This is a genomic window from Reichenbachiella sp. 5M10, from assembly GCF_002742335.1.
Classification (GTDB): domain Bacteria; phylum Bacteroidota; class Bacteroidia; order Cytophagales; family Cyclobacteriaceae; genus Reichenbachiella.
Map to the genome: position 1 here is coordinate 3,289,810 of NZ_MDGR01000007.1, position 15,314 is coordinate 3,305,123.

Here is a 15,314-nt window from a genome sequence, read left to right on the forward strand (position 1 = left end):
GGAAACAGATTTTGACCGAACAGAGCCCTAGCAAACCCAGCGTTTGGATGCATAAATGATCGATTTACCCCCCATAAAAAAACAGAAGTCCTCATCGAAAGCTTTCGATGAGGACTTCATAGTGAGTTGAAACCAACCTACGCTGTTTATTTTTTGGAGTCTACTTTGTTCTCCTTGATCTCTTGACCTGTCTCGTCCAGATCTATCACTTCATAGCCGAGTGCTTCGAGTTTCGAACGATTGCTGGCGGCATCACCTACGACAACAATATAGAATTTATCATCTGCCAGATATTTCTTGGCCAGCTTGTTGAGTTCCTTCTTAGACACATTGGCGATGATCTTGTTTTGCTGATCTACAAAATCCTCTGACAAACCGTAGTGATTCATTCTCGCCAAGAATCTCGCCTTTTGTGATGGCGTCTCGTAGTTTCGTGCATCACGCTGACCGATGGCATTGCGCATAAAGCTCAATTCTTCGTCACTGATTCCACCTTGTCGATACGTCGTGATTTCCTTCATAAACTCAAAAACTGCACTGTCCGTAGCATCTGCTTTGACCCCTGCCAGCGCAGTAAAACTCCCTGGCTCCTCAGTGCTGTAGAAATACGAACGAGCCCCGTATGTCCAACCTTTGTCCTCTCGGAGATTGAGGTTGATTCGGCTATTGAATGCCCCTCCCAAGGGAAAATTCATCAAGTAAGACTTGTAGTAATCACCCGTCGCATCGTAGGTCATGCCCGTCATGTACCCGATACGGATCTCTGATTGAGGAGCTCCAGCCTTATCGACGAGGTATATCTTGGTGTTTGACCCTGTCTGTGCCTCTGGCAATTCAGGTATCTTCACTTCTTTGGCTTCCCATGATGTCAAAAAGCCCAATTGACCTTTGATCTCCTGCTCCGATACATCTCCCACGATGACCAGCTCTGACACAGTCGGTGAGTAGTACTGGCTGTAGAAACTACGTACATCCTCTACAGTGATGGTCTCTACAGTCTCTATGATCCCTTCGGTCGGTACCGAGAGAATGTGCTCATCACCATACAGCAATCGGTCATACACCAAATCAGCAATACTGCCTGGATCCTTGTGCGAAGACTTGATTCCTTCGATCTGCTGATTTTTCAATCGGTCAAAATCCTCTTGTGTGAATGCTGGATTCTTCAAAATCTCGTCGGCCAGTTCCAATGTTCTATCCAGGTTTTTCTTGAGTGTACTGATACGCATGGTGGTCGCACCGGCATTGCTCGAGACATGGATCTCACTACCTATTTTTCTTAGCTCCTCTTGGATTTGCTCCGAACTATAATTCTCCGTAGACTCGTTCATCAACGCAGCAGTCAAGCTCGCCAACCCTGACTTGGTCGGGGCGTATGCATCCATCTTGTGTCCCCCGTTGATTGTCAACTGCAGAGTGACTGTGGGTACCTCTTTGGATTCTGTACCGATCACTTTGATACCATTGGCCAACTCGTCCGTCCAAAAGTCCGGCACCTTGATCGATGGGTTTGGTCCCAAAGGAGGTCTCTTGCTACGGTCAAAATTATCCTTCCCTGGCTTCTTGTATGTTACTTTGTCATAATCTGTGGTAGGAAACGGGTTGGGTCCTTCGGTCTGTGGCACAAAATTGTCTGGATGCGCCAGGGCAGTCTCTTCGTTTGGCACCACACTCTGGATCACTCCCGGTTTGCCATTGACATACTGGTTGAATACACGCATGACATCCTCTTTGGTGAAGTTGAGGTAGCGGTCCAAGTCATACTTGATGCTGTTAGGATCACCCAAAAATGTCTCGTAGCTTGCCAGTTGGCTCGCTTTCCCACTGACACTTTCCAGTCCCGTGATGATGTTTTTTTCCATCGCCGCTTTGAACTTTTCGACATCCTCATCAGTCACCCCATTCTCAGCAAACTCCTTCATGGCTTTACGCATCTCAGCTTCTGTATCGGTCAATGACTGACCTGGGAAGGCAAACACCATCATGGTAAACTGCCCACCCAATTCACTGCATGGATGAGACACATTGGCTTGAATTGCCTTTTGTGTCAAGACAAATTTCTTGTAAAAATAAGAGCTACGTCCCGAGCCCAAAATATCCGACAAACAGTCCAATGGAGCTTCGTCAGGATGAAATCTAGGTACCGTAGGCACGGTAAAAAACAAAGCAGGGAAACGAATATTGCTATCTACATACGACACATAGCGATCCTGATCCACTACAGGTGCATCGAGTTTCATTTTGTCCACTTCGGGTCCTCTTGGGATCACTCCAAAATACTTCTCGACAAGCTTGACTACTTCTGCGGTATTGACGTCTCCACCGACAGTCAAGGTCGCGTTGTTTGGGCCATACCAACGCATAAAAAACTTCTTGAGGTCATTTACATCCACACGATCCAAATCCTCCAATCTACCGATGGTCAACCAAGAATATGGATGTCCATATGGATACAAGGCCGCTGCATTGACCTCACTCCATCTCCCATATGGGCGGTTGTCATAGTTCTGCCCTTTCTCATTCTTGACCGTGGCACGTTGCACTTCAAATTTCTTTTGCGTCACCGCATCGAGGAAGAAGCCCATGCGATCCGATTCCAACCACAGCATCGTCTCTAGTTGATTGCTCGGTACGGTCTCAAAATAGTTCGTCCTATCGGTGTTCGTCGTACCGTTCATGGTACCCCCTGCTTCTGTCACGATCCCTATATGCTCTTCGTCAGCGACGTGATCAGACCCTTGAAACATCATGTGCTCAAAGAAGTGAGCAAAACCAGATTTATTGAGTTCTTCGCGGGCAGACCCCACATGATAGGTCACATCCACATGCACCAAGGGATCCGAATGATCCTCATGTACAATGAGCGTGAGGCCGTTGGCCAGTTCGTATTTAGCATAAGGGATGATGACTTCATCACCCGTCTTGTTGACAGTCTCGATCAGCTTCGTCTGCGCAAAGGCAGTCGAGGAGACGAGTAGGGACAGTACAAATAGTATTTTTTTCATTCTGGATTTATGATTTGGTTATAAACTAAAGGTCGAAATCATAGGTCGATTCCTTTTGTAAGATGCATAAATCATCGAACATTCGAAAACCGCCCATGTAACTATTGGCTCAATCATAGGCCTCTCACTGGGCTTAGTAGCTTATTTTGGATGGTTTATTACAACCCGTCATCGAAATTTTCCAAGATCATGGGTCTCAAGCATAGATTTGCCATCCTAAAGACTTGAGTTACCTTTGGATACGAAGGGTGTGTTTTGGGTATACACCCTTCGTATCCAAAAGGACATATTGCACAAACAACTCTTGAACAGAATCTCACATGAACGATAAAATAGGACTGAAAGAAGCCATCTCGATCGGAATAGGAGGCATGGTAGGCGGTGGTATCTTCGCCGTACTTGGCCTAGCCGTATCCTTGGCACAAGGCGGCACGCCACTAGCCTTTCTGTTTGCTGGTATCTTGGCACTGATCACCTCATACAGCTACGTCAAGTTGTCCACTACCTTCCCTGACCATGGAGGGACAGTCAAGTTCATCAACCAAGGCTTCGGCAAGTCTATTTTCAGCGGTGGGACAAACAATCTACTGTGGGTCAGCTACATCATCATGCTCTCTCTCTATGCCTCGGCCTTTGGTTCTTATGCCCCCAACCTACTCTCCCTCACCCACGACAAGTCTCTCGACTTTCACCTCTATGCCAGTGCCATCATTGTGCTGGCCACTGGCATCAACTACTACAGCATCGCAGTAGTAGGCAAAATCGAATCCTACGCAGTGATCATCAAGCTCGTCATTCTCATTTCTTTCATATTCATCGGGGCATACGGGCTCATTGGCAATCCCAACCTTGCCCAACTCTCCGTGACACAATGGGAGACACCTCTCAAGATTTTTGCTGGTGGCATGGTCATCTTTGTCGCCTATGAGGGGTTTGAGCTCATCGCCAATGCAGCACCAGACATCATCGATCCGAACAAAAACATTCCCCGGGCCTACTATTACTCAGTACTATTCGTGATCATACTCTACATCGTCATAGCCATCGTGACAGTCGGTTCGCTCCCTTTCGGAAAAATCGCCACTGCAGAAGACTATGTGATGGCAGAAGCTGCCAAACCCATGCTCGGCCAACTCGGGTTCACCATCATCACAGTAGCCGCGCTGATCTCCACCTTCTCCGCCATCAACGCCTCCTTGTATGGAGGCAGCCATGTCAATTTTGAGATTGCTGAGGATGACGAACTGCCACAGTACTATCTAGCACAAATACACAACCAACCCATCGGACTGCTGATCACGTCAGGTGCTACTCTACTGCTCGTCAACATTCTCGAACTGGAAAGTATCTCGACTGCAGGCAGCATTGGATTTCTACTCATCTTCGGGGTGGTCAACCTCGCCGGGTATCGACTCTCCAGTCAGACCGGTAGCAACAAGATCATACCGCTCTCTGGCTTTGCGCTCTGCCTCATTGCCACCGCTGCACTCATCAACCAACAATACGAAACGAACCTCACAGGTGTACTCGTAGCAATTGGGATCATCGCGTTTTGCTTCCTCACTGAGTGGATCTACAAATCCACAGAGTCCAAATCGATTTGATATGTGGAGAAAAAAAACTAAGTTAGTTCATGATGATTAGTCCGCTACATTTAATTCAAAAACGGGCAGTTTATTTCCCTCGAAAGCAAACTCAATCATTCAAAAAAACCAACTCTGTTTGAACCCAATAGCAAAAATCCCCATTCCCAAATATTGGGCGACATACCTAATCGGCACCATCAACATCTGCGTGTACGCGACATATGGTTTCGAAACTATAGACTCCCTCAAACTTCTTCATCTAGGGGGCAACTTTGCCCCCTTCACTTTAGAGAATGAACCAAGCCGGCTCATCACATCCATGTTCCTCCATGGCAACTTGGTCCACTTGCTTGCCAATATGTATAGCCTATTATACATCGGTCGTCAGGTTGAAGAAATGACAAGCCCTCTTAGGTTTTTAGAAATATATCTACTCACAGGCCTCGTCGCAGGGTTGACCAGTCTGAACTACAACCTATTCGTAATCAGTGTGGGAGCTAGTGGAGCCATTTTTGGAATCTATGGATACTTGATTGTAGACCTCTTCAAAAAGGATCATCATAATCGCTCCTCGGTTCTGATTAACTTCGTCATATATCTCGTAGTAGTCACCCTTATCGGGTCAAAGCTAAACTTTGACAATGCAGCTCATCTAGGGGGAGCTGCTGCTGGAATTCTTCTCGGGCTACTACAAAATACTCTAAAATCAAAAGCATCGTATTTGATCCCATTCGGAATCATAGTTGTAGCTTATTTGCTGAACCCAAGGCACCAAGTCGAGTATTTCAAGTTGTATCAAAAACTGATTGAGGCAGACCAAAAAATAACCACTGTTTTCCACTTGGATGTCAATGACTCTACTCTCTTGGGTACTATCTCAGTACATGACACTATTCCTAATCAACTCATTTCTGAATTCCGAGCGTTAGAGTTCGTCCCCCCAAAACTCAGTCAGGACACCTTCTACATTATAAAATATCTTGATATAAAGAATCAAACACTAGAATACCTAAAGAAGGGGATTTTACAAGAATCATATATTTACCTTGATAGTATTTCGTGGCTAAACTCTCTCATCGCCAAGCATCCTCCGGTCCAATACAACCTCTATTTTGGAGATGGCTCACCCACAAATCCCCCCATAAAACCTGAATCCACAGAATCCCTCACGTATGTCAAGCAGCACTATGACTCCAATTGGTTTGAAACCACCTCTCTTGCATATGAATACTATAGGATAGGAAAAAAAGACAGTTTAGGTGATTGGCATGGGTTCGTAGAAGACTACTATTCAAACGGAGGAATTCAAATGAAGGGGCACTACCATAGAGGTCTTCGAGACGGTATCTTTATATACTACACTCGTGACAGTACATACTCCTCTCTGGGCAGATACGTCTCTGACTATTCCATTGGAAAATGGGAATCCTATTATAGAAACGGCATCCTCGCCTCTGAAATCAGACATGAAGACCAGTTTTCTTATATCGAAAACACATGGGATTCTTTGGGACACCCGATGGTTGTTGACAGACAAGGTGAAGAGGTCCTTACCTACCCCAATGGAAGGGTACGATTCAAAAGGTCGATAAAAAATGGTCTATATCATGGCTTTATAGAAGCCTACTACAAAAACGGAGATTTAAAATTCAAAGAGTATTATCAAAATGGAGAACTAATTAATGGCGTATCGTTTGCTCATAACACCGAAAACACATACGACGCAAGCATATATATGCCTTACCCTGAGGGAGGTTTTGACGCTTTCTACAACTACATTCATCAATACAATGAATTAGAATCAGACACAGTTGATCAAACAGTCATCATCAAATTTGACGTACACCATTCAGGCAAAATTCATAACATCAGGTTTTTGAAAAGATTTCACCCTCGATATGATGAGTACGCCAAGCGACTCCTACTCAATGGTCCAACATGGTTTCCGGCTAAACTTCACGGACTAGAAGACATGAATACCAGCACTAGAGTGTATATAAAATTTTGATCAACTACCCCTTCAGTAGGTCATTGATGTGCTGACGGGCTCGCTTGATACGCATCTTGACGGCACTCTGAGACAAGCCTAGCGACTGCTGTATATCTTGTATGCTGTGTTTGTCTTTGTACTTGAGCAGAAGGATGATCTTCTCGTCCTGAGAGAGGCGATCTAGTAGGGACTCCATCATCGGTATGGTCAGCTCTTCTTCCATATCTTGATCCTCGACGAGATCTGCGATTTCGTCAATCAGCTTTTCGCTGAGCACCAAGTGCTGACGCTTCTTGTCCTTGCGCATGTGGTCTATACAGGTGTGGTAAATGATAGAATACAACCACGTCGAAAACCGTGCATCCTTGCGATAGGCCTTGAGCTGCAAAAACACCTTGATCAGAATCTCCTGTGACAAATCCTTCGCCACATCCTCTGATTTGACCATGCTTTTACACTTGGATAGGATCGTCGCTCGATAGCGCTCCGCTAAAGCACCAAAGTAGCGTGCATCGCCTTCTTTGATCAAATGAATGACCTCCTCGTCCGTCAAATTCTTGGTTGAAAAAATTGTCATACAGTTTCGGTGACTTTATCTAAAGCATGCGTCTAAGGAACAAAGAAATACAATAATGAGCGATTCTGAAGTCGATGCAAAACAATTGAAACTGCAAATCTTGGCACAGCCCAACGATGTGACCTGTGGACCGACGTGCTTGCACTCTGTCTACAGTTATTTCAACGACGACATAGGTCTGGGACAAGTGATCGAAGAGGTCAAGCAGTTTGCTACAGGTGGCACACTAGCCGTCATGCTGGGCAACCACGCCCTGAGCCGAGGCTACCGTGCCACGATCTACACCTACAATGTCCACATGTTTGACCCGACCTGGTTTTCCTCCAAGGTAGACCTTCGTCAAAAACTCATCGAACAGCGTGAGCTCAAGTCCGACGAACGCATACAGTCCTATACTCAGTCGTATTTGCAGTTTTTGGAGCAAGGTGGCAAGATCAAATTCGAAGAACTATCGAGTGCGCTGATACGTCGCTTTCTCAACAAAAACATCCCTGTACTGACCGGACTGAGCGCTACCTACCTCTACCACAGTGCACGAGAGATACCCGAAACCAACGCATACGATGACCTCAGGGGAGAACCTAGTGGACATTTTGTGGTACTCTACGCCTACGACAAGACCAAGCGAGAGATCACTATTGCGGACCCGCTCGACCCCAACCCGATCAGTGATCGGGTACAATACTATACAGTCAATACACAGCGTCTGATCAATGCCATCATGCTCGGCATAGTGACCTATGACGCCAATCTTCTAATCATCGAACCCCAATAAAGTGCAAAAAATAATCGTAACCGAAAACCCCAGCAAATGGAACCTAGAACTGCTCGATGCACGCGTCGTATCAGCAGAAGACTACCTCAATTCGGAAGAGTGGAAGCATCAAAAACACGCCAAGGTAATCAATCTCTGCGGCAGCTACCAATACCAAAGTACGGGCTACTACGTGTCCATGCTCGCGGATGCGCGTGGACAAAAAGTCATCCCCTCTACAGCGACGATGCAGGACTGCAAATTCCACCACATCATCAGACAAGACACCGTCGATTTTGAGGAAGTCATACTCCCCATACTCGACAAAGTCGATGAACAGGAAATTGAATTCGGGATCTACTACGGCTTCACCGAAAACCCCACATTGGGAAAAATCGGTGCACTGCTGTTCAACCTATTCAACATGCCGCTGCTCAAGGTCAAGTTTCAGAAAAAAGACAAATGGCACCTCAAATGGTTGCGCCCGGTCAACCTCAAGGACTTGGACCAAGAGGAAACCAATCAGATGATCAACTGCCTCACACTGTTTTTGAGTGGTAAAAAAGTCGTCAAAAAAAACTTCAGCAGGAAGAAGTATGACCTAGCCATACTGGTCAATCCTGATGAAGAAACCCCTCCCTCTGACGCCAAGGCTTTGCAAAAGTTCATCAAGGCGGCAGACAAGATCGGTTTCACCACAGAGATGATCACCAAGACAGACTTTGGCAAAATCTCGTCCTTCGACGCGCTGTTTATCCGGGAGACGACCAATGTCAACCACCACACCTTCCGTTTTGCACGCAAAGCGGAGTACGAAGGGCTCGCTGTGATCGATGACCCTAGCTCTATACTCAAGTGTACCAACAAAGTCTACCTCCAAGAACTGATGACCGAAAACGGTATCCCCATGCCAAAAGCATGCATCGTGAGCAAAAACCAAAAGGTAAAACCTGAATTGGAATACCCCTTCATCATCAAGCAACCCGATGGGTCGTTTAGCAAAGGTGTCAAGAAAGTCTCCACCCCAGAAGAGTACCAACTCTACCTCAAGGACTTTTTGCAAACTAGCGACTTGGCCATTATCCAAGAGTTCATGCCCACGGACTTTGATTGGCGTGTAGGCATGCTCGGTGGACAAGCCATCTATGTCTGCAAATACTACATGGCACGCAACCACTGGCAAATCGTCGATTGGAAATCCAAAGGGGCTGGGCGAGAAGGGAAAAGTGAAACCATCGCGCTCTCCGAAGCACCTCCCGCACTGATCAAAGTAGCCCAAAAAGCCACCAAACTGATCGGTCAAGGGCTATACGGTGTGGACATCAAACAGAAAGGCAACAAATACTACGTCATAGAGGTCAACGACAATCCAAGCATCGATGCTGGAGTCGAGGACAAACAAGGCAAAAACCTCATCTATGAACAAATCATGCAGCATTTAATGAACATTGTATCCAACAAATAATATGAAAGCACATTCGAAACGCCTACACCTCTACCAGGCCTACGGCATAGAACTAGAATACATGATCGTCGACCGGGACACACTGGCCGTCAAACCTATCGCTGACCAATTGCTAGCCGATGCAGCTGGCAAGCAGACCGATACCTACACCCATGGTATGGTCACTTGGTCCAATGAACTCGTGCTACACGTCATCGAGCTCAAATGCACCGAGCCCGTGTCGGATTTGGTAGCTCTCAACCGTGCCTTTCACGAAAACATCCTGCTCATCAATCACCTCCTCGAGAAGTACAATGCACGCCTACTCGGTTCGGCTGCTCACCCGTGGATGAACCCAGAGACAGACACCTACCTCTGGCCTCATGGCAATGCCGACATCTACCAAACCTACGACCGCATCTTTGGCTGCAAAGGTCATGGATGGAGCAACCTACAGAGCACACATTTGAACTTGCCGTTTTACGATGACGAGGAGTTTGCTCCCTTGCATGCTGCGGCACGTGTGCTTCTGCCTCTATTGCCCGCGTTGAGTGCGAGTTCGCCGATTCTTGATGGGCATTTCACCGGCTACCAAGACAAGCGAATGTCCTACTACAAGATGAACCAGCATCGCATCCCTTCGATCACGGGCAAAGTCATTCCTGAGCGCGCCTTCTCCAAACGAGAGTATGGCAAACTCATCTATGAGAAAATCGCCGAAGATTTGGTGGCCTATGACACAGAGAGGCTCTTGGATCCAGTATGGGTCAACTCCCGCGGTATCATTGCGCGGTTTGACAGAGGATCAATCGAGATACGGATCTTGGACATCCAAGAAAACCCAGGTGCAGACTTGGCCATCATTGCCTTGATCATCCACGTGCTCAAACTGATGACAGATGGCAAGCTGGCACCTCTCCATGACTTGATGGCTTGGGAAAAAGAGCCTCTCTATGACCTCCTCAATGAGGTCATCAAAAAAGGACAAGACACCCTCATCAAGGACGAAGCATACTTGCGCATGTTTGGATGTACCCAAAGTAGCCTCCCCATCACCGCACTGTGGCAGCTACTCATCGACCAAGTACAGGCCGTCTATCCTACGGAGATCGCTCCTTGGCTGCCGACATTGGACAAAATCATGTCACAAGGTACGCTCTCAAAGCGCATTCTCTCCATGGTGGATGGAGAATACTCGCAGGACAACCTCCGCTTGCTCTGCCGTGAACTGTCAGAAAATCTCGAGGAAAACAAAATGCTCAGTGTATGCGAAACCGTATAATTATCAGTTGTGAGCACGCAGGCAACTACGTGCCACTAGGGTACCAGCATTTGTTTGCTCAGGAATCTGAAGTATTGGAGACACATCGAGGGTACGACATAGGTGCCCTCGATGTGGCCAAATATATGGCCAAGCAATTGGGCATCCATTTGCACTATCAAAAGATCAGCAGGTTGCTCATCGAGTCCAACCGCTCGACAACCCACCCCGAACTCTATTCTGAATATTCGCGTGGACTGAGTGCAGAAGCCAAGGCAATCTTGCAGGCCAAGTACTACAACCCCTACCGGACAGCCATCGAGCAAGAAATCAATCGGGCGAAAGCCAATGGATCACTGTGCATACACGTCTCTGTCCATTCCTTCACTCCCGTCCTCAACGGGAGCGAACGCCTCGTAGACATTGGGTTGCTCTTTGATGATCAGCGACAGCCCGAACAGCAATTCTGTCATGATTGGAAGCCACTACTCGCTGCGGCTCTGCCCGAGCAGGTCGTCCTCTACAACTGCCCCTACCACGGAGCGGATGATGGGCTGACGACTTACTTGCGCACACGTTTTACTCCGGAGGAGTATCTTGGAATCGAGATCGAGATCAATCAAAAATACGCTCATACCACGGCACTCCAAAACATCCGGCAAGCGCTGACATTGACCTTGCAGTCCTTGACTTCTAGTGAACTGATGAAATCATGACATGTCCGTGAACTAGCCTCAAAAGTACGTCGCTCATCAAACCTATGTGCTCCAAGAAATTCACGCTAAGCGCCAGTATTGTCTAGTTTTTTTTACATTCTCAGGGCGAGGGAGGAGACATGCCCCTCGTCTCTCTGAGACCAGCACGACACCCCTCGTTCCTCCGCGCATAATCTAATTGTTTCTTGAATAAATCACTATTCAGAAATTATTCTCACTTATATAGGCGATGCTTTACAAATTATGGAGATGGCGCAACTAATTTGACGTATCTTCCAAAAATTTACTGTTTGAAAATATATGGAGGTATCAGTGGTGCGGTTCAATCGCGAAAAAGGAACCGATTTTGTAACTGAGTTGAGGCGAAGGGTTAACAATCATTTTACAGAACATAATCTATCAAAATTTGGCAATGCAAACATGCAATGGAAGACCGCATTCATTCTTGGTCTCTATTTCATTCCATTTGTGATTTTGCTATCAGGGATCGTTTCATCAGTAGGCATGATGATGCTGCTATGGATTATCATGAGTTTTGGGATGTGTGGTATCGGTTTGTCAATCATGCATGATGCCAACCACGGGGCCTACTCCAAAAACAAACGAGTCAACAAGCTCCTCGGCTATCTCCTCAATGTGATCGGGTCCTACCATGTCACCTGGAAGATCCAGCACAATGTCCTCCACCATTCCTCTACCAATGTGCACGAGTTTGACGAGGACCTAGACAATCAGATCATGCGATTCTCTCCCAACCAGGCACACAAACGCATCAACAAATACCAAGCTTTTTATGCTCCGTTTTTCTATGGGTTGCTCTCACTGTACAAAATGCTGAGCAAGGACTTTGAACAAATCGCCCGGTTTCATCGCAAGAAACTCTTGGCAGGTGAAGGACTGACTTTGCGCAAAGCCATCTTTCAAATCACCACCAACAAGATCATTTATTTTGCCACGACACTCGTATTGCCGATGATCGTACTGAGCTTTGCTTGGTGGCAAGTCCTGTTGGGATTCTTATTGATGCATTTCATCTGCGGATTGATCTTGGCACTGGTCTTTCAGTCTGCACATGTATTGGAAAAAACAGAATTTTTCGTAGCAGACGAGCAAGGTAGCGTAGACAATTGCTGGGCGATTCATCAGCTCAACACTACGGCGAATTTTTCACGAAAAGGCAAATTATTTTCATGGCTGATCGGTGGCCTCAACTACCAAGTAGAGCACCATCTATTTCCCACGATATGCCATGTACACTACGACTCGATTTCCCACATTGTCCGTAGTACGGCCCAAGAGTATAACATCCAATACCACGAATACCGTACGTTTTGGTGTGCCGTCAAGAGCCACTTCAAAATGCTGCATCACTTGGGGAGGGCATAACAACATCTCTACACCAGGCATTTGATAAAAACATGTACATGACCTCACAACAAAAGCAAGGCTGATTGAGCCTTGCTTTTTCTTTTCTATTACATCCAAACGGACACTTTACTCCTACCTCTTGATCGCTCCATATGCCTCCCTTGCCCGCAGGAGCTAAAAAGCACTCCCTATCCGTTGACCGGATTAAATATGCATAAACCAGCCCAATGGCCCACTACCTATCCTCTGATTGGAGCATTGGCACCACAAGTTGAAACGCTTGCTACCAAATCATTCAAAATTCGGAATCAATTCCAACCATGTTCAAAATTGGCGTGTCTCTGACTACAGTACCAAATACAACATTTGAACTAATCACACAAAACACAATCAAACTATGAAAATTTTGAACCCACTAGCTTCTCTACTTTTATTAATTAGTCTATCCATTGTATCAGGATGCGGTAGCGAAGATGATGGAAGCGCTTCACTAACTGCTCCAGAGCAAACGCTCACCGTACAAGAAGATATTGAGTCGGGTGATCTAATTGGAGAAATCCAAGTCGAAAATGCGCAAACTACCTCCTTAAGCTTTAGTATCTCATCTGGAAATGATGCAGGGATCTTTGAGCTATCCGATGATGGCAAGATTACCTTGGCTGATGGCATATCTCTAGACTATGAAGAAACCGATAGTTATGAACTGACGGTGACGATTTCGGATGGTGTGTCCTCCGATGAGACAATCGTCACAATCAATGTCTCGGACGTAGACGAAACAGGCATCTTACTCCTCAATGGAATCACCTACGAATTTGGCGATGAAGGGCTCGTTTTGGACGAAGGTCCGTCTGACCCTTTCCACGATGACAACAACACGCACGTTGTTTACAACTTCAGTTTCGCAGAAGGGGATCTAACACAGGATGAAGAGGACGAAGAGGATTTTGAGTTTACAAACATCACCCTGCTTGTCGCAACCGAACTCTACTCTCCAGGAACCACATCTTTCAGCCTAGGTACATTCGAGTATGCCTCAGGAGATGCCACTGCAGAAGAACTAGATGGTAAATACTTCTTTAGAGAACTCGCCTTTGTTATGGATGGAAATGACAATGGGACGGTTTTGGCCAACGAAGATGACGTAGCGAAAGACGTCATATTCCTAGCCACTTCTGGTACTGTAGAGGTAAGCTCTCCCGAAAGCAATGCCTTCAAATTAGTGTTTGACATTACTATTTCACAAATAGATTTCAATCCCGAACTAAACTGGCTGTATGAAAATGATATAGTACCTCATACAGAAAGGCATATAAGATTTACTTATGATGCTCCATTCAAAATCATGAGCGGTGACACTGCTGTAGAAGTAGAAGCTGATGACATAAATTAATCACTAGCTACAGAATACCTAAACAAAGAAAAGGCTACTGTAGAGTAGCCTCTTCTTTGTTTAGAATGAACACCTCATCCTTCCAGATGTAGGTCCTCTATACCTCCTATCTCTTTTTCTTCTTGACAGGTTCGGGCTGAGCCAAAATCCCCTTGCCCGTAGCGGCCCAAAATATACCGCCGTAAATATGCTCTTGAAAGATCGCGTCACTATAGGTGCCTGGCAAGTGCCCGAGCGCTGTATAAAATGCACGCCCACCGTCGTGGGTATGATACCACGCCATCGGATGATTGCCATCCATGCCCTGCGCTACTCGGTTTTCACCCCATTGGGCTTTGTAGTCGTAGGTTGACTCATCCACCGTCAACAGATACTGGAGGTTGTCCGCCTTTTCTTCCAAGAACTCATAATACTCATCTGTCCACCATCGTGTATCAGGCATGAGCTGCATACCCGGAAAGTTGCGATCCTCCACTCGGAGTAGTGCTGTCTGATTGCGCGGATGGATATGAAACATACGCCCCACCAACTGCGTGTACCAAGGCCAATCATACTCCGTATCAGAGGCCGAGTGAATCCCCACATAGCCCTTGCCTGACTGGATGAACCGCTCGAAGACAGCCTGCTGCTCTTCGTTGAGCACATCACCTGTCGTGTTGAGGAATATCACCACACTGTACTGTGCCAATCGCTTATCCGTGAAAAACAGTCCTGCATTTTCGGACCAATCAAGCTGAAAGTCGTTTCGCTCAGCGATCGTACGTATCGCGGTGACCCCTTCGTGAATCGAACCATGGTGCCAGCCATCAGTCTTGGTAAACAACAACGCTTTGAATTGTTGTGCTTGCGCATAAAAAGTAGTCATCACTAGTGCTAGGACAACCATTGTCATCTTATTCATCATCATTTAGTCTTTTAAATATCTTTCTAGATCGAAAATTAACAAGAATATTCGAGTTCATGGTTTCAATTTTCCGCTATCACTTCCAATGAAGTAGGAAAACCCAAGACACTGGAGCAATGGATCTACCTCATCGGTCAAGTATTCCTCATCGCATTCACAAGTAGCCCAACCTCGCAAGCAAGGTAAAAGCACCGAGCCCCCTTCTCCTGCAGGTTTCGGTACACAAAGCAACTGCCCAAAAAGATAAACGGTGCCATGTCATAACTAGAAAAACGTCTCTACCGTGGTTTCTCAATCAAATGCTCAAAGTTCGAAA

11 protein-coding genes are annotated in these 15,314 nt (G+C 46.3%); 8 read left to right on the forward strand and 3 right to left on the reverse strand.

The annotated features are described in order from the left end of the window. Positions 1 to 146: 146 nt before the first annotated feature. Positions 147 to 3,005 carry a pitrilysin family protein gene (locus tag BFP72_RS13115; protein WP_099599563.1) on the reverse strand — a complete coding sequence of 953 codons (2,859 nt, stop codon included), beginning with the start codon at positions 3,003 to 3,005 and terminating at the stop codon, positions 147 to 149. Positions 3,006 to 3,325: 320 nt separating this feature from the next. Here BFP72_RS13115 and BFP72_RS13120 point away from each other — a divergent pair, with 320 nt between their 5' ends. Next, positions 3,326 to 4,609: an APC family permease gene (locus tag BFP72_RS13120; protein ID WP_099599564.1), complete on the forward strand. Its 1,284-nt coding sequence runs from the start codon at positions 3,326 to 3,328 to the stop codon at positions 4,607 to 4,609. Positions 4,610 to 4,727: 118 nt separating this feature from the next. Beyond that, the gene (locus BFP72_RS13125; RefSeq protein ID WP_143520066.1) at positions 4,728 to 6,599 is read left to right on the forward strand and encodes a rhomboid family intramembrane serine protease; all 1,872 of its coding nucleotides are present in this window, start codon (positions 4,728 to 4,730) and stop codon (positions 6,597 to 6,599) included. A 4-nt stretch (positions 6,600 to 6,603) separates the two neighbouring features. Here the strand turns inward: BFP72_RS13125 and BFP72_RS13130 are convergent, their stop codons facing one another. Next, positions 6,604 to 7,158, reverse strand: a complete 555-nt coding sequence (locus BFP72_RS13130; protein ID WP_099599566.1) for an RNA polymerase sigma factor — start codon at positions 7,156 to 7,158, stop codon at positions 6,604 to 6,606. 55 nt (positions 7,159 to 7,213) lie between these two features. Here BFP72_RS13130 and BFP72_RS13135 point away from each other — a divergent pair, with 55 nt between their 5' ends. From BFP72_RS13135 to BFP72_RS13160, 6 genes are all read left to right on the forward strand, one after another. After that, complete coding sequence (locus BFP72_RS13135; protein WP_099599567.1) at positions 7,214 to 7,933, forward strand: peptidase-C39 like family protein; 720 nt, start codon at positions 7,214 to 7,216, stop codon at positions 7,931 to 7,933. Position 7,934: 1 nt separating this feature from the next. After that, positions 7,935 to 9,377 carry a RimK family protein gene (locus tag BFP72_RS13140; protein ID WP_099599568.1) on the forward strand — a complete coding sequence of 481 codons (1,443 nt, stop codon included), beginning with the start codon at positions 7,935 to 7,937 and terminating at the stop codon, positions 9,375 to 9,377. Between the two features lies 1 nt (position 9,378). Then, complete coding sequence (locus BFP72_RS13145; RefSeq protein WP_099599569.1) at positions 9,379 to 10,638, forward strand: glutamate-cysteine ligase family protein; 1,260 nt, start codon at positions 9,379 to 9,381, stop codon at positions 10,636 to 10,638. Beyond that, on the forward strand, positions 10,623 to 11,333 hold the full coding sequence (locus BFP72_RS13150) for an N-formylglutamate amidohydrolase (protein WP_099599570.1): 711 nt from the start codon (positions 10,623 to 10,625) through the stop codon (positions 11,331 to 11,333). The genes BFP72_RS13145 and BFP72_RS13150 overlap by 16 nt, the downstream gene beginning before the upstream one ends. A 420-nt stretch (positions 11,334 to 11,753) precedes the next feature. Continuing rightward, positions 11,754 to 12,719 (forward strand): acyl-CoA desaturase, encoded by a 966-nt coding sequence (locus tag BFP72_RS13155; protein ID WP_158233405.1) that lies wholly within the window; start codon positions 11,754 to 11,756, stop codon positions 12,717 to 12,719. A 379-nt stretch (positions 12,720 to 13,098) separates the two neighbouring features. Then, positions 13,099 to 14,094, forward strand: coding sequence for a cadherin repeat domain-containing protein (locus BFP72_RS13160; RefSeq protein ID WP_099599572.1), 996 nt, complete (start codon positions 13,099 to 13,101; stop codon positions 14,092 to 14,094). Positions 14,095 to 14,200: 106 nt separating this feature from the next. Here BFP72_RS13160 and BFP72_RS13165 read toward each other — a convergent pair whose 3' ends face one another. Beyond that, positions 14,201 to 15,001, reverse strand: a complete 801-nt coding sequence (locus BFP72_RS13165) for a ThuA domain-containing protein (protein WP_255397218.1) — start codon at positions 14,999 to 15,001, stop codon at positions 14,201 to 14,203. Positions 15,002 to 15,314: the final 313 nt, after the last annotated feature.